Here is an 18,153-nt window from a genome sequence, read left to right as displayed (position 1 = left end):
CTATGGGCACCGTTGACCTGCTGCTGGCCGCCCTGCACCACCTGGCGATGCTGCTGCTGATCGCCGCGCTGGTGGCGGAATGGGCCCTGCTGCGCACGCCGCTGCAACGCATCCAGCTGACGCGGCTGGTCCGCATCGACGCCACGTACGGTGTGGCCGCGCTGCTGATCCTGGCGATCGGCGCGCTGCGCGTGCGCTACGGACTCAAGGGCGCCGACAACTACCTGCACAACCCCTGGTTCTGGGCCAAGCTCGGCACCTTTGCGGCGATCGGCCTGCTCTCGCTGGTGCCGACGCTGCGCCTGCTTCGCTGGCGCCGGCAGGCGCGGCAGCAGCCGGACTGGGCGCCGCCGCCCGCACAGGTGCGCACGCTGCAGCGTCTGCTCGGGCTGGAACTGGCCCTGGTGGCAGTCCTGGTGGTGCTGGCCGCGGCGATGGCGCGCTATCGGATGTTCTGATTGGTATGACCAATTATGCACCACATGTTGCTGTGGTAATTGACGTTGCGTGAAACGTGGCGCCTAATGGCCAGACCACGCGATCTGCCTTCATGCAATTGGTATGACCAATACATCCGTTGCCGCCAGCACCGACGCCGCGGCCGAGCCTCCTGCCCGGCTCAGCGACCGGGTCGCCGCCCAGTTGCGCGCACTGATCGCGCAACGCGGCCTGGCGGTCGATGCGCGCCTGCCCGCCGAGCGCGCCCTGGCCGCGGAACTGGGCGTGTCCCGCCCGGTGCTGCGCGAGGCCATCGCCCAGCTCGCCAGCCAGGGGCTGTTGCGGGCGCGCGTGGGCGGCGGCACCTACGTGCAACGGCCTCCGACCCCGGAGGACCAGGTGGTGGCGCCGCTGCAGCCGTTCCTGCCGCTGCTGCACGCCGACCCGGAGTACCGCTTCGACGTGCTGGAAGCCCGCCATGCGCTGGAAGGCGCCACCGCCTGGCATGCGGCGCTGCGCGCCACCGACGACGACCGCGCGCGCATCGAGGCGGCCTACGAGGCGCTGCTGCAGACCCATGCGCAGGCCGATGCCGCCGCCCAGGCGCACGCCGACGCCGACTTCCACCTGGCCATCGCCGAGGCCACCCACAACCGGGTGCTGCTGCAGGTGATGCGCGGGCTGTTCGACCTGCTGCAGGCCAACATCTCGCAGAGCCGGCAGCAGCTTTTCGAATCGCCGCGCATCTTCTCTGCCCTTCTCGCCCAGCACCGCGCGTTGCGCGACGCGATCCTGGCCGGCGACCCCGAACGCGCCCGCGCCGCCGCGCACGCCCACCTGGAATTCGTGCACAGCGCGCTGCGCACCCTCGACGAGGACGATGCGCGCCGCGCCCGTGCCTCGCGCCTCCCCTCCTCTCCCTGACCGCCCTGCCCCGATGATCATTTCCGCCGCCACCGACTACCGTGCCGCCGCGCAGCGCCAGTTGCCGCCGTTCCTGTTCCACTACATCGACGGCGGCGCCTATGCCGAGCACACCCTGCGCCGCAACGTGTCCGACCTGAGCGACATCGCCCTGCGCCAGCGCGTGCTGCGCGACATGTCGGCGCTGGACCTGCACACCGAGCTGTTCGGCGAACGCCTGGCCTTGCCGGTGGCGCTGGGGCCGGTGGGCCTGACCGGCATGTACGCGCGCCGCGGCGAGGTGCAGGCGGCCAGGGCGGCAGCGGCCAAGGGCGTGCCGTTCACCCTGTCCACGGTGTCGGTGTGCCCGATCGAGGAAGTGGCGCCGGCGATCGACCGGCCGATGTGGTTCCAGCTGTACGTGCTCAAGGACCGCGGTTTCATGCGCAACGCGCTGGAGCGGGCCAAGGCGGCGGGCGTCACCACCCTGGTGTTCACCGTGGACATGCCGGTGCCGGGCGCGCGCTACCGCGACGCGCATTCGGGCATGAGCGGCCCCAACGCGCCGCTACGGCGCATGCTGCAGGCCGTCACCCATCCGCGCTGGGCGTGGGACGTGGGCCTGCGCGGGCGCCCGCACGACCTGGGCAACATCTCCACCTACCGCGGCCACCCCACCGGGCTGGCCGACTACATCGGCTGGCTCGGCGCCAACTTCGATCCGTCGATTTCGTGGAAGGACCTGGAGTGGATCCGCGAGTTCTGGACCGGGCCGATGGTGATCAAGGGCATTCTCGATCCGGACGATGCGCGCGATGCGGTGCGGTTCGGCGCCGACGGCATCGTCGTTTCCAACCATGGCGGGCGCCAGCTCGACGGCGTGCTGTCCAGCGCGCGGGCGTTGCCGGCGATCGCCGATGCGGTGAAGGGCGAGCTGAAGATCCTGGCCGACTCCGGCGTGCGCAACGGCCTGGACGTGGTGCGCATGCTGGCGCTGGGCGCAGACACCGTGCTGCTCGGCCGCGCCTTCGTCTACGCGCTGGCCGCCGCCGGCCAGGCCGGCGTGGAGCATCTGCTGGGCCTGATCGAGAAGGAGATGCAGGTGGCGATGACCCTGACCGGCGCCAGGTCGATCGCCGCGATCTCGCGCGAGTCGCTGGCGCAGGTGACGCGCGAGGGGATGGTCGCGGCGTAGCGCCGGTCGCGGCGGCCCTGGCGCCGCCGCGACCGGCCTGCCCTACCCGGCCTTGCGCCGCGCCGGCGCCTTGCGCGCGGCCGGCTTGGCCTTGGCCGCCGCCGGCTTGGCGCGCGTCGCCTTCTTGGCCTTGCCGGCTGCGCTCTTGGCCGGCTTGCCGCTCTTCTTCGCCGCGGTCTTGCGCACCGGCACGCGCTCGTCCTGCCTTGCCGGCGTGCGCTTCTTGGCATCCAGGCTCTTCTGCAGCAGCGACATGAAGTCGACCACGTTGGTGGTGGCGTCCTCGCGCTGCGGCGCCTCGGCATCCTCGTCGACCTGGGTGGTGCCCTCCTGCGCCTTGATCCGCTTCTGGATCACCGCGTGCAGCCGCTCGCGGAATTCGTCGTGGTAGGAATCGGGATCCCAGCGCCCGGACATCGAGTCGATCAACTGCGCCGCCATCTCGGTTTCCTTGGCGCTGATCCGGTAGTCGGCGGCCTTGCCGCTGGGCAGCGTGTAGTCGTCCAGGTCGACCAGCTCCTGCGGATAGCGCAACAGGATCAGCACCAGCGCGTCCTGCAGCGGCATCACCGCCGACAGGTATTCGCGGGTGCGGATCACCACCCGCGCAATGCCGACCTTGCCGGTATTGCGCAGGGTCTCGCGCAGCAGCACATAGCCCTTCTCGGCCTTCTTGCCGGGCACCAGCACGTAGGGCTTCTCGAAGTAGCGCAGGTCGATCTCGGATGCATCGACGAAGGCCTCCACTTCCACCGTCTCGTGGCTTTCCGGCGCGGCCGAGGCGATGTCCTGCTGCTCGACCACCACGTAGTTGCCCTTGCTGTATTCGTAGGCCTTGACGATGTCCTTCCACGGCACTTCCTCGCCGGTGTCGGCATTGACCCGCTCGAAGCGGATCGGGCGCTTGTCGCGCGCATCGAGCATGCGGAAGTGCAGATCGATGCGCCGTTCGCCGGACATCAGCGACACCGGCACGTTGAGCAGGCCGAAGGACAGCGTGCCGGTCCAGATCGGGCGCGGCATCAGTGCGGCTCCATGCCGGTCGCCTGCGCCGGCAAGTGGTCCAGCGCCTGCCAGGCGTCCTCGACCACCTGCCGCGCCTGGTGCCAGTCCAGCCGCGAGTCGCCGCGCACCAGGTCCCAATGCGCGGCCAGTTCGCCATCGGTCTCGGCCTCCGGCCCACGCGGCCAGCCGCGGGCGTGGGTCTGCAGGGCGAAGGCATAGGCCGGGCACAGGTCGCGCCATGGGGTGCGATGGCGGGCACGGCGCTGGCGGTAGTCGGCCAGGCTGTAGCGGCGGTAGTCCGGCGCATCCTGCGGGCGCAGCGCGGCACCACGGCGGCGCGGCGGCGGCACGCTCGGCAGAGGGTCGAGATGGGCGTTGAACAGCAGCGGATCGGGGCGGTCGCTGGGGCGCATGGCAGGGCTCCGGGCGGCAACGGCGGCGGGGGATGCGCAGCAGTAGCGCCCGCCCCGTTAGCGGTTCGTGACCGACGCGTGCAAGGGCTGCGATTCGCAATGGCTTCACCGCCGCGGCGGTGAACTGGGCCTCCGCCATTCCTCTGGAGGAACCGGACATGTCCACGCCCACCGATCCGCTGCGCCACGCCGCGCCCGTCCCCGGCGAGCAGCGCGGCAAACGCGAGACGCAACGCAGCGAAGACCGCGGTGCCGGCGACCGCCCCGAGACCATCGTCGAACACGAGCCACGCACCGGCGAGGACCGTCCTGCCCCGCCCGACACGCCGGCGCATTCCACGCCCGACAGCGCGCACGGACGGCATGCCGACGCCAACCAGGACGAAGCCCTGGAAGAAACCTTCCCCGCCAGCGACCCGGTGTCGCCATTCGTGCCGGCGAAGGCGCCGAAGGCGTCCTAGGCCGCCAAGGGCACCGCCGACGCGATGCATCACACCTGTAGGAGCGGCTTTTAGCCGCGACGGGCGATACCGGTAACGCCCGTCGCGGCTCAAGCCGCTCCTACACAGTCCATTACACCTTCCCCGCCGCCTCCAGCGCGGCGTACTCGCTGTCGGTGAACAGGCGCGAGCGCACCAGGAAGCGCACGCCCTCGCCGTTCTCCAGCGAGAACATGCCACCGCGCCCGGGCACGACGTCGATGATCAGCTGCGTGTGCTTCCAGTAGGCGAACTGCGACGGGCTGATGTAGAACGGCGCCTGCCCGATCTCGCCCAGCAGCACGTCGCGGTCGCCGACGATGAAGTCGTCCTGCGGATAGCACATCGGCGAGGAACCGTCGCAGCAACCGCCGGACTGGTGGAACAGCAGCGCGCCGTGCCGCGCCCGCAGCTTCGCGATCAACTGCAGCGCCGGCAGCGTCGCCAGCACCTGCGGCGGCAACGCGGCATCGGCTGCGGGCGCGGACGCGTCCATCAGGCGGCCATGTCCAGCACGATGCGGCCTTCGATCTTGCCGGCATGCATGCGTGCGAACACGTCGTTGACGTTGTCCAGGGTGTCGGTGGCCACGGTCGCGGCGACCTTGCCCTGCTCGGCGAACTCCAGCGACTCCTGCAGGTCCAGCCGCGTGCCGACGATCGAACCGCGCACGGTCACGCCATTGAGCACCATGCCGAAGATGTCCAGCGGGAACTGGCCCGGCGGCAACCCGTTAAGCGAGACGGTGCCGCCGCGGCGGACCATGCCGATCGCCTGCTCGAACGCCTTGGGCGAGACCGCGGTGACCAGCGCACCGTGCGCACCGCCTATCTCCTTCTTCAGGTACGCCACCGGATCGGTGGTGCGCGCATTCACCGTCACCGTCGCCCCCAGGCGCGTGGCCAGCGCCAGCTTGGCGTCGTCCACGTCCACCGCTGCCACGTTCAGGCCCATCGCCTTGGCGTACTGCACCGCCATGTGGCCGAGGCCGCCGATGCCGGAGATCACCACCCAGTTGCCGGGCCGGGTGTCGGTGACCTTCAGGCCCTTGTACACGGTGACGCCGGCGCACAGGATCGGCGCGACCTCGACGAAGCCGATGTTCTTCGGCAGGTGGCCGACGTAGTTGGCATTGGCCAGGGCGTATTCGGCGAAGCCGCCGTTGACCGAGTAGCCGGTGTTCTGCTGGGTTTCGCACAGGGTTTCCCAGCCGCCCAGGCAGTGCTCGCAATGGCCGCAGGCCGAGTACAGCCACGGAATGCCGACACGATCGCCTTCCCTGACGTGGCCCACGCCAGCGCCCACCGCCACCACATGGCCTACACCCTCGTGGCCGGGAATGAACGGCGGGTTCGGCTTCACCGGCCAGTCGCCTTCGGCCGCGTGCAGGTCGGTGTGGCACACGCCGCAGGCTTCGATCTTGACCAGGATGTCGCCTGCCTGCGGACGCGGCACCGCCACTTCCTCGATCGCCAGCGGCTTGCCGAATTCCCGCACCACGGCGGCTTTCATCGTCTTGTCCATTGCAACGCTCCTGAGAAAAACGGGTACTGTCACCATCGCGCGACCGGCGACGGAGTGCCTTGATCCAGATCAGTTCGCAGGCGGGCGACGGCACGCCGGCAGCGTGCCGTCGCCCTGGCCCCGCGGGTCAGAAGAAACCCAGCGCCTTCGGCGAGTAGCTGACCAGCAGGTTCTTGGTCTGCTGGTAGTGGTCGAGCATCATCTTGTGGTTCTCGCGGCCGATGCCCGACTGCTTGTAGCCGCCGAACGCCGCATGCGCCGGATAGGCGTGGTAGCAGTTGGTCCACACCCGTCCGGCCTGGATCGCGCGGCCCATGCGGTACAGCCGCGCCGCATCGCGGCTCCACACGCCGGCGCCCAGTCCGTACAGCGTGTCGTTGGCGATGGCCAGCGCCTCGGCCTCGTCCTTGAAGGTGGTCACCGACACCACCGGGCCGAAGATCTCCTCCTGGAACACGCGCATCTTGTTGTGGCCCTTGAACACCGTCGGCTGGACGTAGAAGCCGCCGGCCAGCTCGCCGTCCAGCGCGTTGCGCTCGCCGCCGATCAGCACCTCGGCGCCCTCCTGCTTGCCGATGTCGATATAGGACAGGATCTTCTCCAACTGCTCGCTGGAGGCCTGCGCGCCGACCATGGTGTTGGGATCGAGCGGGTTGCCCTGCTTGATCGCCGCCACCCGCTTGAGCGCCTTCTCCATGAACCTCTCGTAGATCGATTCCTGGATCAGCGCGCGCGACGGACAGGTGCAGACCTCCCCCTGGTTGAAGGCGAACAGCACGAAACCTTCCACCGCCTTGTCGAGGAAATCGTCGTCCTCGGCCATCACGTCGGCGAAGAAGATGTTCGGCGACTTGCCGCCCAGCTCCAGCGTCACCGGGATCAGGTTCTGGCTGGCGTACTGCATGATCAGCCGGCCGGTGGTGGTCTCGCCGGTGAAGGCGATCTTGGCGATGCGCGGATTGCTGGCCAGCGGCTTGCCCGCCTCCAGGCCGAAGCCGTTGACCACGTTGAGCACGCCCGGCGGCAGCAGGTCACCGATCACCTCCATCAGCACCAGGATCGAGGCCGGGGTCTGCTCGGCCGGCTTCATCACCACGCAGTTGCCCGCGGCCAGCGCCGGCGCCAGCTTCCAGCACGCCATCAGCAGCGGGAAGTTCCACGGAATGATCTGGCCGACCACGCCGAGCGGCTCGTGGAAGTGGTAGGCGATGGTGTCGTGGTCGATCTCGGAGATGCCGCCTTCCTGCGCGCGCACCGCACCGGCGAAGTAGCGGAAGTGGTCCACGCACAGCGGCACGTCGGCATTGAGCGTCTCGCGCACCGGCTTGCCGTTGTCCCAGGTCTCGGCATAGGCCAGCAGCTCCAGGTTCTGCTCGATGCGGTCGGCGATCTTCAGCAGCACGTTGCTGCGCTCGGTGCTGGAGGTCTTGCCCCAGGCGTCCTTGGCGGCATGCGCGGCGTCCAGCGCGGCCTCGATGTCCTCGGCGTTGGAGCGCGCCACCGCAGTGAACACCTTGCCGGTGATCGGCGTGCTGTTGTCGAAGTACTGCCCGCTCTTCGGCTCCACCCACTTGCCGCCGATGAAGTTGCCGTAGCGCGACTTGAAGATGGACTGCGGATCGGTGGCATGCGGCTTGGCGGTGCTGACGGCGTTCATCGTGTTCTCCTTCGGCGGTCGAGAAGGACGGGCAGGCCCGTCCGGGTAGCTGCACATGCGCAAGTCCGATGCCAGGTTTTGCGTGCTGCGCCGCGTCACGCGGTCGCACCGCGACGCATCGACGCACCCCATGCGGTTTTGCTGCGTCGCGTCACGTCTGTCGATTGCGCCGCGCCGGCGGATGTGCTGTTTATCGGAACACCCGTATCACCAGGTGTCGCAATCTGCGACAGCGGAGCCGGACATGGCGCAGCACCCTTCGCAACACCAACTCGGCCAGGCCCGCCGGGCCTTCTTCGAACGCGGCGGCGCGCCGGTCGGGCAGGTGCCCGACACCATCCTGCAGTCGTGGCAGCGCTGCCAGCGCCTGGGCCTGGCCGCGGACGCCAAGCCGGCGATCGAGCCGTTGGAAGCCTCGCGCCTGCGCGCCCTGCGCGAGGCGCACGAGCGGCTGTGGCGGCTGGCCCGCGCCGAACTGGAAGGCCTGGCCGGCGACGCCGCGGCCACCGGCAGCATCGTGCTGCTCACCGACGAGGCCGGCTGGATCCTCGACGCCGAAGGCAGCCCGCGCTTCCTCGACAAGGCGGGCAGGGTGGCGCTGATGCCGGGCGCCTGCTGGAGCGAACCCCAGGTCGGCACCAATGCGATCGGCACGGCGATCGTCGAAAGCCGCTCGGTGGAAGTACGCGGTGGCGAGCACTATTTCGCCCCGCACCAGATCCTCAGTTGCGCCGCGGTGCCGATCTTCGATCCCTACGGCCGCCTGGCCGGCGTGCTCGACATCTCCGGCGACGCCAGCGTGCAGCACATGCACGCGCTGGCGCTGGCGCGGATGGCCGTGGCCAACATCGAGCACCGCTATTTCGACGACGGCATTGCCGGCTGCGAGCTGCTGCGCGTGCACCACGACCCGGCGCTGCTCGGTACCGCGCGCGAAGCGCTGCTGGCGTTCCGCAACGGCCGCCTGGTGGCGGCCAACCAGGCCGGGCTGCGGCTGTTCGGACTGGAACGCCACGAACTCGGCCGCGCGCCCTACGAAGCGCTGTTCGAGGAGCCGCTGTCGCGGCTGCGCCAGCAGGGTAGCGTGTTCGATCTGCAGGGGCGGGCGCTGCATGGACGCATCGACAGCCCGGCCGACGACCGGCCGCGGCGACGCCCGCAGCAGGCGCCGATCACGGTGACTGCGTCGTCGCGGCCCTCGGCCGCGGCGGCGTCCGACGCACCGCTGTTCGACGCCGCACAGGAGTTGGCGCTGGAACGCGCGCGGCGCGTGCTCGACGCGCAACTGCCGGTGCTGGTGCAGGGCGAGACCGGCACCGGCAAGGAAGTGTTCGCGCGCGAGCTGCACCGGCGCAGCGCGCGCGCCGGGCGCCCGTTCGTGGCGGTCAACTGCGCGGCGCTGCCGGAAGGGCTGATCGAGGCGGAACTGTTCGGCTACGAGGACGGCGCCTTCACCGGGGCGCGCAAGCACGGCAACCCGGGTCTGCTGCGCCAGGCCGATGGCGGCGTGCTGTTCCTGGACGAGATCGGCGACATGCCGCTGGCCCTGCAGCCGCGGCTGCTGCGCGTGCTGCAGGAACGCGAATTGCTGCCGCTGGGCGGCGGCAAGCCGGTGAAACTGGATTTCGCGCTGATCTGCGCCACCCACCGCGACCTGGACGCGGCGATGGCCGAGCAGCGCTTCCGCCCCGACCTGTACTACCGCATCGCCCACCACTGCGTGCAGGTGCCTGCGCTGCGCGCGCATCCGGACCGGCGCACGCTGGTCGCCGAGCTGTGGACGCGGCTTGGCCAGGGCAGGCGCCTGACCGAGGCCGCCCTGGCGACGCTGGGCGCCTATGCGTGGCCGGGCAACCTGCGCCAGCTGGTGGCCTGTCTGCGCACGCTGGTGGCGTTGAGCGAGCCGGACGCGCTGGTCGATACCGATGCCTTGCCTGCCTATCTGCCCGGCGTGCGCGCGGCAGAGCAGGGCGGCAACGACGCCACAGCGACGCCGTTGCCCGATGCCGACCTCGACAGTCTCGCGCTCGGCGCCATGCGCCAGGCCCTGGATGCCTGCAACGGCAACGTCTCGCAGGCCGCACGCCGGCTCGGCATCAGCCGCAGCACGCTGTACCGGCGGCTGCAGTTGGGGACGCGCTGAGATCGCGTTTCGCCGTCCGGCTGCGCCGCACGTCTCGTAGGAGCGGCTTCAGCCGCGACGCGACCGCACCGGACATGCCACGGCGCACCTATTCGCGCGCGAAGGCGCCTGCGTGGTGCTGGGCGCGCGCCGCGGTACGCTGCTGCACGCTCGCCGCAGAGATCGAGGACGGGCGGCCTGGCCGCGCGGCTGGCCGGCGATGTCCGCGAGGAGGCCGATGCGCAGGCGTTGGTCGCGCTGGCGAACACGCGCTTCGGCGGCCTGGACATCGGCTTCAACGTTGAGCGGCGCGCACCCGCCATCGGCCCGGCTCATCGCGGCCGTGCCGGTGCCGACGGCGCAGCCGCCGCCGTGGACGGCGGCTGCGGCGGCGCGCGGGGTTCGCGCCGGAGTTGCCGGCCGGTGGCTTCGGCCTGCGCCTTGAGCCCCGGCGGCGCCGCGGGGCTGGACGCGACGAACGCCGCCAGTTGCAGCGCCAGCGGTGGATCCATCAGGCGCAGCAGGCCCAGCGCGTGGCCTTGCCGCAGCGGATCGTCCGAGGTGATGTCGGCGTAGAAGAGTTCCACGTACTTGCTCTGCAACGAGCGCGCAAACTCACGGTTCTTGTCTTCCACGCTGAGCTTTGCCAGCGCCAACTGGCCTGCGGAAATCTTGTCCGCGGCGGCATTGCCGTAGAAGGCCAACACCGCCATCGCCAATGGGGCCAGCATCTTCTCCAGGAGCCGGAACGCGCGCTCGGACGGGGTCTTCTGCGTCTGCAGCGCCTGCTTGAGGCGGGCGACGTCGCGCAGCAACCGGTCGAGCTTGTCTTCCACGGCAATCCCTCCGCGACATCGACGCCGGCATGGACGATCCATGCGGCGCTGCCCTCCCTGCGTCTAAGCGTCGCCGACGGCGGCTTGTGAAGCGGGCATGCCACGGTTTGCGGCAGGATCCGCGGCCAGGTCAGGGCAGGCGCTCCCGGCGCTGCCGCAGCAGGCGTGCCACCGCGTCCGCCTCGCGATCGAGCTGAGCCTGGAACTTGCCGTAGTTGGACAGGTGCAGAGACTGGTAGATCCGTCGCTGCGTATCGGCGAACAGCAGCGGCAACAGGTCACCTGCGCTCGGGCGCGCAGGCAGCCAGGAAAACAGCCGGGTTGCGCGCAGCACGCGCACGACGGTGGCCGGCATGAACACGTGGTGTGCGCGACCACTACGCATGGCGGCGTCGATCATGCGCAAATGGTCAAGATCCAGATCCGCCACCACCAGATTGCTGCGCCCGACGGTCGGCACATGCAGCAACTCGACGAAGCTGACCTGCGCCGCCTCCTGCGGAAGAAAGCCCAGGCGTGCGAAATTGCGGTGGTAGCGGCGACCGCCGCCACGGTACTGCGGCAGCAGGAATGGATGGTGTACGCCTTGCCGCTGCCAGAAGCCGACGCCATCGCGGTGATAGTCCAGCACCTGCGCAAACACCGGGCGCAATGCGATATCGGCCGCGTAGTTCGCATCGAGGCCGACGAACAGGAACTCCGCGTCGCATGGTGCCGCCCCCTGGTAGGGGCGATCACGGAAATGCCAGCACAGCTCCGCGCTGGGATGAAGCTGGTAGATGTTCTCTCCTACGACCGGCTCAGTGCGGCAAGTCCCACTGCAACCCAACCGTATAGCTGCGATCCGGCCCCGGCTCGTAGTAACGGCCATTGCCGTCGTTGACGATGACCGAGCCGATGTAGCGGCGATCGAACGCGTTGTCGATGCGCGCGAAGGTGCGCAGGGTGCCGTGCGCGGTGGTCCAGCGCCGCGCCGCTTCCAGGTTGAGCAGGGCGTAGCCGGGCGCGGCCTCGCTGGCCAGGTCGTTGACCACGGTGTCGCCGGCGGCCACGCCCTCGACCGCGAACTGCCAGGCACGCGGCTGCCACTGCCAGCGCGCGAACAGTTGCTGCTGCGGCACGCCGGGCAGGCGGGTGCCGGCGGCCACCACCGCGGTAGGCGTCGCGCAGCCGCTGCTCGCGCAGGTCAGGTAGGCCTGGCGCACCGTCGCCTGCAGCCAGGTGTAGGCCAGTTGCAGTTGTGCGCTGTCGCCCAGCGGCAGGGTCAGGCTGGTCTCGGCGCCCTGGCGGCGGGTGCGGCCGATATTGCGGTAGGTGCTGCGGCCATTGGTGTTGCTGGCCACTGCCAGTTCGTCGTCGGTGCTGGCGCGGAACAGCGCCGCGTCCCAGCTGGCGCCGGCGGCGTTGCGCCACTTCGCGCCCAGTTCCAGGTTCTGGCTGCGCGCCGCGGCCAGGTCCAGCGCCAGGCCGGCGCCGCCGTCGCGGCGGTAGCCCAGCTCGTTGAAGGTCGGGGTCTCGAACCCGCGTCCGGCCGAAGCGTAGAGGCGCAGGTCGTCGGCGACGCGGAACACCAGCCCGGCCACCGGGGTGGTCGCGGCATAGTCGGTGCGGCCGCTGTCGTCGGGATTGCGGCCGACGATGTAGGCATCGTCCGAGCGGAACCGCACCTGGCTGTGGCGCAGGCCAGCGAGCAGCGACCAGCGCTCGGCGAACTGCCACCAGGCCTGGGCGAACTGGTCCACGTTCTCCACGCGGTCCTGCTGGTCGCGGCGCAGCCGGCCCTTCACCCCGAGCGTGCTGCCGACGAAGTTCTCGTAGCCGGTGCGGTGCTGTTGCTGGCGGTCGGCGTTGGCGCCGACGGTGAACTGGAACGGGCGGCCGGCCAGCTGGCCCTGCCAGGCCCAGCGCGCGTCGAGGCCGCCGTAGTCGCCGTCCAGGTCGATCACCCCGCCGGCGTTGAGCGGATTGCTCTGCGCGCCCACCGGGACCGAGAGGTACTGGGTGACGTCGCGGCGCCCGGCGTAGCCCATCAGGCGCCAGGTCTGCTGGTCCACCTGCTGGGTGAAGATGGCGCCGGCCTGCACCTGGCGGGTGGACTTGCGGGTGTCGAACTGGCTGGCCGCGGCGGTGGCCTGGCGCGGGTCGGCAGCGGCCTGGGCGCGGCTCAGGCCCAGCGGATCCTGCGCATCGGGCGCCTCCAGCGCGTTGAGCAGCAGGTCCAGGCGACGCCCCGGCGCCAGGTCGATGCCGAGCTTGGCGTTGAAGGTGGTGCGCTGGGCGTGGCTGTGGTCGCGGTAGCCGTCGGTGCTGAAATGGGTGGCGGCCAGGTTGTAGTGGACCTCGCCTTGCTGGCCCAGCGCCTGCGCGCTGAGCGCCGCGGTGCCGTGGCTGCCGATCGCGCTGCGCAGCCGCCACGGATCGTCCGGCTGGCCTTCGGCGCTCCACAGCTGCACCACGCCGCCGGAGGAGTTGCCGTACAGCGCCGAGAACGGCCCGCGCAGCACCTCGACCCGCTCGCTGCCGAACAGGTTGAAGTTGGACAGCTGGCCCTGGCCGTCCGGCATCGTCGCCGGGATGCCGTCCAGCAGCAGGCGCACGCCGCGCACGCCGAACGCCGAGCGCGCGCCGAAGCCGCGGATCGACAGCTGGGTGTCCTGCGCATAGTTCTGGCGGTCGCGCGCGAGCAGGCCGGGCACCCCGACCAGCGCCTCGGACGCCTGTATGCCGAGGCGGTCGCTGTCGCCCAGGCCGGTGGTAGTCAGCGACGCCGGCAGGTCGAAATCGGCCACGCCGCCGACGCGGGCGGCCTGGACCTGCAACGCGGGCAGGGTGGTGGCCGGCTCCTCGCCGGGCGCGGCGTGGACCAGGGACGACAGCGCCAGGGCGCAGGCCCCGCAGAGCAGGGCGGAGGGCAGGGAAGAAGACATGGCCCATCATCGCCCAACTGCCGCCCGACCGCACCGGCCAAGCGCGGCAGCGTTTGTTAGGATGAGGTGTTTGACCGTGCCGGCTCCGGTCCTTCCGGCCCCCACCTCCGCCACCGAACGAGTACCGCCGTGTCCTTCTTTGCAAACGTGGAACAGGTCCCAGGCGACCCGATCCTGGGCCTGACCGAGGCCTACAACGCCGACTCCCGCCCGACCAAGGTCAACCTGGGCGTGGGCATCTACTACGACGAAAACGGCCGCATCCCGCTGCTGCGCGCCGTGCAGCAGATCGAACAGCAGCTGGCGCAGGAGGCCAAGCCGCGCGGCTACCTGCCGATCGACGGCCTGCCCGCCTACGACCTGGCCACGCAGAAACTGCTGTTCGGCGCCGAGTCGCCACTGCTGGCCGCCGGCCGCGTCGCCACCTCGCAGACCGTCGGCGGCAGCGGCGCGCTGCGCGTGGGCGCGGACCTGCTGAAGAAGCTGCTGTCCACCTCGACCATCGCCATCAGCAACCCGAGCTGGGAGAACCACCGCGCGGTGTTCACCGCCGCCGGCTTCGACGTGGTCGACTACACCTATTTCGATCCGGCCAGCCACGGCCTGAACTTCGACGGCATGCTCGCCGACCTGCGCGCGCTCGCCCCCGGCAGCGTGGTGCTGCTGCACGCCTGCTGCCACAACCCGACCGGCGCCGACCTGAGCCAGGCGCAGTGGCGCACCGTGGCCGAGCTGCTGAAGGAACGCAACCTGTTCCCGTTCGTGGACATCGCCTACCAGGGCTTCGACAAGGGCATCGACGCCGACGCCTACGCGGTGCGCCTGTTGGCCGAGGTCGGCATCGACAACTACGTGGTCGCCAGTTCCTACTCCAAGTCGTTCTCGCTGTACGGCGAGCGCGTCGGCGCGCTGTCGGTGGTCTCGGCCAACGCCGCCGAGAGCAAGGCGGTGCAGTCGCAGGTCAAGCGCATCATCCGCACCATCTACTCCAGCCCGTCCACGCATGGCGCCGCACTGGTCGCCGGGGTGCTCAACAGCCCGGAGCTGCGCGCGATGTGGGAGCAGGAGCTGACCGAGATGCGCGAGCGCATCCACTCCCTGCGCGCCGGCATGGTGCAGAAGCTGGCCGCCCTGGGCGCGCCGGAGTTCGGCTTCATCCAGCAGCAGGCCGGCATGTTCTCCTACTCCGGCCTGAGCAAGGCGCAGGTGGACCGGTTGCGCGAGGAGTTCGGCATCTACGCCGTCGGCACCGGCCGCATCTGCGTGGCCGCGCTGAGCCAGAAGAACCTGGACTACGTGACCCAGGCGGTGGCGACCGTGCACAAGGGCTGAGTCCCCGCGGTCCCGCATCGAGCCGGAAGCGCCTGCGCTTCCGGCTTTTTTGTGCCTGCGGGGCGGCCGCGTCGGTCGCGCAGGCAGGCTCGCAGAACGCCGTTGATCGAAATCTACCGCGCAACCCGCGACAATGGCGGTCCCCTTTCTCACGCAAGGCCGTCCTGCCCATGTCGCGAACGTCGCTGACCCGCTTCCTGATCGAAGAACAGCATGCCGGGCGTATCGGCCCGGAACTGCGCCAGCTCATCACGATCGTGTCCCGCGCCTGCAAGCGCATCTCCATCGCGGTCAGCAAGGGCGCCCTCGGCGGCGTGCTCGGCGATGCCGGCACCGGCAACGTGCAGGGCGAAGCGCAGAAGAAGCTGGACGTGCTCAGCAACGACATCCTGCTCGAAGCCAACGCCTGGGGCGGTCACCTCGCCGCCTGCGCCTCGGAGGAAATGGATCACTGCCAGCCGGTGCCCGACAAATACCCCAGCGGCGATTTCCTGCTGCTGTTCGATCCGCTGGACGGCAGTTCCAACATCGACGTCAACGTCTCGGTCGGCACCATCTTCTCGGTGCTGCGCGCGCCCCCAGGCACCGACACACCCGGCGACGAGCACTTCCTGCAGCCGGGCACCGCGCAGGTCGCCGCCGGCTACTGCATCTACGGCCCCAGCACGATGCTGGTGCTGACCCTGGGCCACGGTACCCACGCCTTCACCCTGGAGCGCGAGGAGGGCAGCTTCCTGCTGACCCAGGCCGACATGCGCATCCCCGAGGACACCGCCGAGTTCGCGATCAACATGTCCAACCAGCGCCACTGGGAGGCGCCGATGCAGCAGTACGTGGCCGACCTGCTGGCCGGCAGCGAAGGCGTGCGCGGCAAGAACTTCAACATGCGCTGGATCGCCAGCATGGTCGCCGACGTGCACCGCATCCTCACCCGCGGCGGCATCTTCATCTATCCCTGGGACAAGAAGGACCCGGGCAAGGCCGGCAAGCTGCGGCTGATGTACGAAGCCAACCCGATGGGCATGCTGGTGGAGCAGGCCGGCGGCGCCGCAAGCACCGGCCGCGCACGCATCCTCGGCCTGCAGCCGGAACAGCTGCACCAGCGCGTGCCGGTGTTCCTGGGCTCCAGGAACGAGGTGGCCGAGGCGGTGCGGTATCACGTGGAACACGACGCGGCAAACGGCTGAGCGGCACAGCGGCCGATGGCGCGGGCAGGAAGTGACCCATCCCGCGCCTCGGATCGGTGGGGCGTATGAACTGACTTCGCTCTCCTTCGCGCAAGGCGTCGCGTCGGCGCTCTGCCTGATGCATGGCGGCATCGAGGTATCCAGGCGAGGCGTGAGCGGAGCCGTGGCTTCGATACCCATTGATTGCGTCAGCGGTACCGAAACTTGCGAGACGCTGGGCGACCCCATCGCGCAGTGAACACCGTCATTCCGTGCAGTTGCGGGCGTTCAAGTATCAGGAGACCGACCATGTTCAAACGATGGCTTGCCGCTCTGTTCGCATTGTTTGTCGCTGCTTCGCCAGTGGCGGCCGACTCGTGGCGGGAGGGAGGTCTCTACGCGACCAGTCGGCCGGAGGGGGGCTATGTGCTGCTCAAGATTCTCAAGCTGGACGCGGATGGCGTGCATGTGCGCGTCTATAGCAACATCTATCCAGTGCCGCCCAGGGCGGTCGACACGTCCACGCTGTATCTCGCTGGCGACAATCGACGCGATGACGAGCCCTTGGGCATGGGCCACCTTCCAATTTCCAGAGCTTCTTTCGCCGGTTGGGATCTTCATTTCGTCCAACAGTCCTCGGTGACCGAGGAAGAGCTCGAGGGCTACCGGATCTGGCAGGAAGCACAGGGCGGCTACTTCTAGCGCTGCCCAAGACGCTCCGTTGCACCCGCCCGCGCCGATTCCCACATCCGTACGTGCCCCTATGCGAAGAGACCCGGCCCATCTGCGTCGATCGCGCCGCCATGGCGAGTGGGGCAGGGCGGCAGACCCTGCGCGAATGCTGGACTGCGCTAGGGTAGCGGCAGTCCGGGGCATGCACGGAGTGCGCTGATCGCTGCCCGTCGTCGCATACACCTGGCCGTACCGGGCAGGAGGAAACCCATGAACCAGACCCTCGTCGTGCTGTTCTTCTTCGCCACCGCACCGGTCGCGCTGATGCCCACCGTCATCGCGCTGTTCACGCGCCACCGCTGGCGAAAGCGCATCGTGCTGATCAACCTGGCGCTGTGGACGCTGTTGTTCTTCGCCGCCCGGAGTTTCACCCTGTACAACTCCAGTCGCTTCGAACTGCCCACCCTGCTGGCGCTGGCAGTGTGGCTGGCGCTGCTGGGCATCGCGATCCGCGGCAATCCAGCGCCGGCTGACACGCGCTAGGCATCCGCCGCGGCAGCGCGTGGCCCGCTCACGCATGGCCGCGCGGCTGGGTGGCATGGACGCCGTCCTCGCCGATGTCGCCGACCGCGCAAGCCCGATCCGGAGGTGCCGCTGCGGTGATGCGGTCCACCAGCGACGACATCCGCGGCTCGCGGCCGCTTCGCTGCGGCTGCACCTGCGCGAAATCGCTGGTAAGGTCGCGCGATGTCCGACACGCATCCCGATTTCATCGAAGTGTTCGAGGGCGCCATGTCCCGCGAGGACTGCGCGGCCATCCTGCGGCGCCTGCGCGGCAGCACCCAGTTGCGGCCCGGCGAGGTCGGCAGCGGCGTGTTTCCCGAGCTCAAGCGCAGCCGCGACCTGCGCATCAGCGGCCTGGAGCCATGGCGCGACGTGGAACAGCGGCTGCAGCAGGCGGTGTTCGGCGGCTTGCTCGGCTATCTGCGCAAGTACCCGCAGACCCTGATCTCGCCGCTGATGCTGCAGGTGCCGGGCGCGGACGGCCAGCCGCACCGGCTCGGCGCCGAGGACTTCGCCCTGCTCGACGACGCGGCGCTGTCCAACCTGGCGCGCACCTGCCTGCGCCCGGGCGCGATCAACCTGCAGTGGTACGAAGCGGGCGAGGGCGGCTACCCGTATTGGCACTGCGAGCTGTACCCGCGCGATCCCGGCGCCGAGACCTTGCACCGGCACCTGCTGTGGACCCTGTACCTCAACGACGATTTCGACGAGGGCGAGACCGAATTCCTGTTCCAGCGCCGCAAGATCGCCCCGCGCGCCGGCAGCCTGCTGATCGCCCCGACCGCCTTCACCCACACCCACCGCGGCAACCGCCCGCAGCGCGGCGACAAGTTCATCGCCACGAGCTGGATCCTGTTCCAGTCGGCCCAGGCGCTTTACGGCAGGGAATAGGAAACGGGGAATGGGGATTCGTAAAAGCG

At 69.7% G+C, this 18,153-nt stretch carries 18 protein-coding genes; 10 read left to right on the top strand and 8 right to left on the bottom strand.

Annotation, left to right across the window (positions count from 1 at the left end):
• Positions 1 to 2: 2 nt before the first annotated feature.
• The 3 genes from PG878_RS00170 (at position 3) to lldD (ending at position 2,536) form a co-directional block, all read left to right on the top strand.
• Entirely contained in the window at positions 3 to 458 is a 456-nt protein-coding gene (locus tag PG878_RS00170; protein WP_209029980.1) for a DUF2214 family protein, read from the top strand.
• 103 nt (positions 459 to 561) lie between these two features.
• A complete protein-coding gene (lldR, locus tag PG878_RS00165) occupies positions 562 to 1,362 on the top strand; it encodes a transcriptional regulator LldR (protein WP_209029981.1) in 801 nt (266 codons plus the stop codon).
• 13 nt (positions 1,363 to 1,375) lie between these two features.
• The gene (gene lldD, locus PG878_RS00160; protein ID WP_209029982.1) at positions 1,376 to 2,536 is read left to right on the top strand and encodes an FMN-dependent L-lactate dehydrogenase LldD; all 1,161 of its coding nucleotides are present in this window, start codon (positions 1,376 to 1,378) and stop codon (positions 2,534 to 2,536) included.
• A 42-nt stretch (positions 2,537 to 2,578) separates the two neighbouring features.
• Here the strand turns inward: lldD and ku are convergent, their stop codons facing one another.
• Together ku and PG878_RS00150 are read right to left on the bottom strand one after the other, a co-directional pair.
• Positions 2,579 to 3,559 (bottom strand): non-homologous end joining protein Ku, encoded by a 981-nt coding sequence (gene ku, locus PG878_RS00155; protein WP_209029983.1) that lies wholly within the window; start codon positions 3,557 to 3,559, stop codon positions 2,579 to 2,581.
• Positions 3,559 to 3,954, bottom strand: a complete 396-nt coding sequence (locus PG878_RS00150) for a hypothetical protein (protein WP_209029984.1) — start codon at positions 3,952 to 3,954, stop codon at positions 3,559 to 3,561. Before PG878_RS00150 ends, ku begins: the two co-directional genes overlap by 1 nt.
• A gap of 158 nt (positions 3,955 to 4,112) precedes the next feature.
• Between PG878_RS00150 and PG878_RS00145 the strand changes: the two genes are divergently transcribed.
• On the top strand, positions 4,113 to 4,415 hold the full coding sequence (locus PG878_RS00145) for a hypothetical protein (protein ID WP_209029985.1): 303 nt from the start codon (positions 4,113 to 4,115) through the stop codon (positions 4,413 to 4,415).
• Positions 4,416 to 4,527: 112 nt separating this feature from the next.
• Here PG878_RS00145 and PG878_RS00140 read toward each other — a convergent pair whose 3' ends face one another.
• The 3 genes from PG878_RS00140 to adh form a co-directional block, all read right to left on the bottom strand.
• Positions 4,528 to 4,929, bottom strand: coding sequence for a DUF779 domain-containing protein (locus PG878_RS00140; RefSeq protein WP_209029986.1), 402 nt, complete (start codon positions 4,927 to 4,929; stop codon positions 4,528 to 4,530).
• Positions 4,929 to 5,957 (bottom strand): alcohol dehydrogenase AdhP, encoded by a 1,029-nt coding sequence (adhP, locus tag PG878_RS00135; protein WP_209029987.1) that lies wholly within the window; start codon positions 5,955 to 5,957, stop codon positions 4,929 to 4,931. The genes PG878_RS00140 and adhP overlap by 1 nt, the downstream gene beginning before the upstream one ends.
• A 127-nt stretch (positions 5,958 to 6,084) precedes the next feature.
• A complete protein-coding gene (gene adh, locus PG878_RS00130) occupies positions 6,085 to 7,614 on the bottom strand; it encodes an aldehyde dehydrogenase (protein ID WP_209029988.1) in 1,530 nt (509 codons plus the stop codon).
• Between the two features lie 244 nt (positions 7,615 to 7,858).
• Here adh and PG878_RS00125 point away from each other — a divergent pair, with 244 nt between their 5' ends.
• Entirely contained in the window at positions 7,859 to 9,757 is a 1,899-nt protein-coding gene (locus PG878_RS00125; RefSeq protein WP_209029989.1) for a sigma-54-dependent Fis family transcriptional regulator, read from the top strand.
• Between the two features lie 311 nt (positions 9,758 to 10,068).
• On the opposite strand, the gene PG878_RS00120 is transcribed toward PG878_RS00125, so the two are convergent.
• From PG878_RS00120 to PG878_RS00110, 3 genes are all read right to left on the bottom strand, one after another.
• Positions 10,069 to 10,572, bottom strand: a complete 504-nt coding sequence (locus PG878_RS00120) for a hypothetical protein (protein ID WP_209029990.1) — start codon at positions 10,570 to 10,572, stop codon at positions 10,069 to 10,071.
• 130 nt (positions 10,573 to 10,702) lie between these two features.
• Positions 10,703 to 11,401, bottom strand: a complete 699-nt coding sequence (locus PG878_RS00115) for a hypothetical protein (protein ID WP_209029991.1) — start codon at positions 11,399 to 11,401, stop codon at positions 10,703 to 10,705.
• A complete protein-coding gene (locus PG878_RS00110; protein ID WP_209029992.1) occupies positions 11,373 to 13,499 on the bottom strand; it encodes a TonB-dependent receptor family protein in 2,127 nt (708 codons plus the stop codon). Before PG878_RS00110 ends, PG878_RS00115 begins: the two co-directional genes overlap by 29 nt.
• A 129-nt stretch (positions 13,500 to 13,628) precedes the next feature.
• Here PG878_RS00110 and PG878_RS00105 point away from each other — a divergent pair, with 129 nt between their 5' ends.
• The 5 genes from PG878_RS00105 to PG878_RS00085 all read left to right on the top strand — a co-directional run bounded on the left by PG878_RS00105 (position 13,629) and on the right by PG878_RS00085 (position 18,124).
• Positions 13,629 to 14,831, top strand: coding sequence for an amino acid aminotransferase (locus PG878_RS00105; protein WP_209029993.1), 1,203 nt, complete (start codon positions 13,629 to 13,631; stop codon positions 14,829 to 14,831).
• Positions 14,832 to 15,001: 170 nt separating this feature from the next.
• The gene (locus tag PG878_RS00100; RefSeq protein WP_209029994.1) at positions 15,002 to 16,018 is read left to right on the top strand and encodes a class 1 fructose-bisphosphatase; all 1,017 of its coding nucleotides are present in this window, start codon (positions 15,002 to 15,004) and stop codon (positions 16,016 to 16,018) included.
• A 288-nt stretch (positions 16,019 to 16,306) separates the two neighbouring features.
• Entirely contained in the window at positions 16,307 to 16,699 is a 393-nt protein-coding gene (locus tag PG878_RS00095; RefSeq protein ID WP_209029995.1) for a hypothetical protein, read from the top strand.
• 240 nt (positions 16,700 to 16,939) lie between these two features.
• Complete coding sequence (locus PG878_RS00090) at positions 16,940 to 17,212, top strand: hypothetical protein (RefSeq protein ID WP_019799074.1); 273 nt, start codon at positions 16,940 to 16,942, stop codon at positions 17,210 to 17,212.
• A 204-nt stretch (positions 17,213 to 17,416) separates the two neighbouring features.
• Positions 17,417 to 18,124: a 2OG-Fe(II) oxygenase gene (locus PG878_RS00085; RefSeq protein ID WP_209029996.1), complete on the top strand. Its 708-nt coding sequence runs from the start codon at positions 17,417 to 17,419 to the stop codon at positions 18,122 to 18,124.
• Positions 18,125 to 18,153: the final 29 nt, after the last annotated feature.

It is taken from the genome of Xanthomonas hawaiiensis (assembly GCF_031834635.1).
Lineage (GTDB): Bacteria > Pseudomonadota > Gammaproteobacteria > Xanthomonadales > Xanthomonadaceae > Xanthomonas_A > Xanthomonas_A sacchari.
The sequence above is the reverse complement of the archived record's forward strand: the minus strand, read 5'-3'. Positions and strand labels throughout refer to the sequence as shown.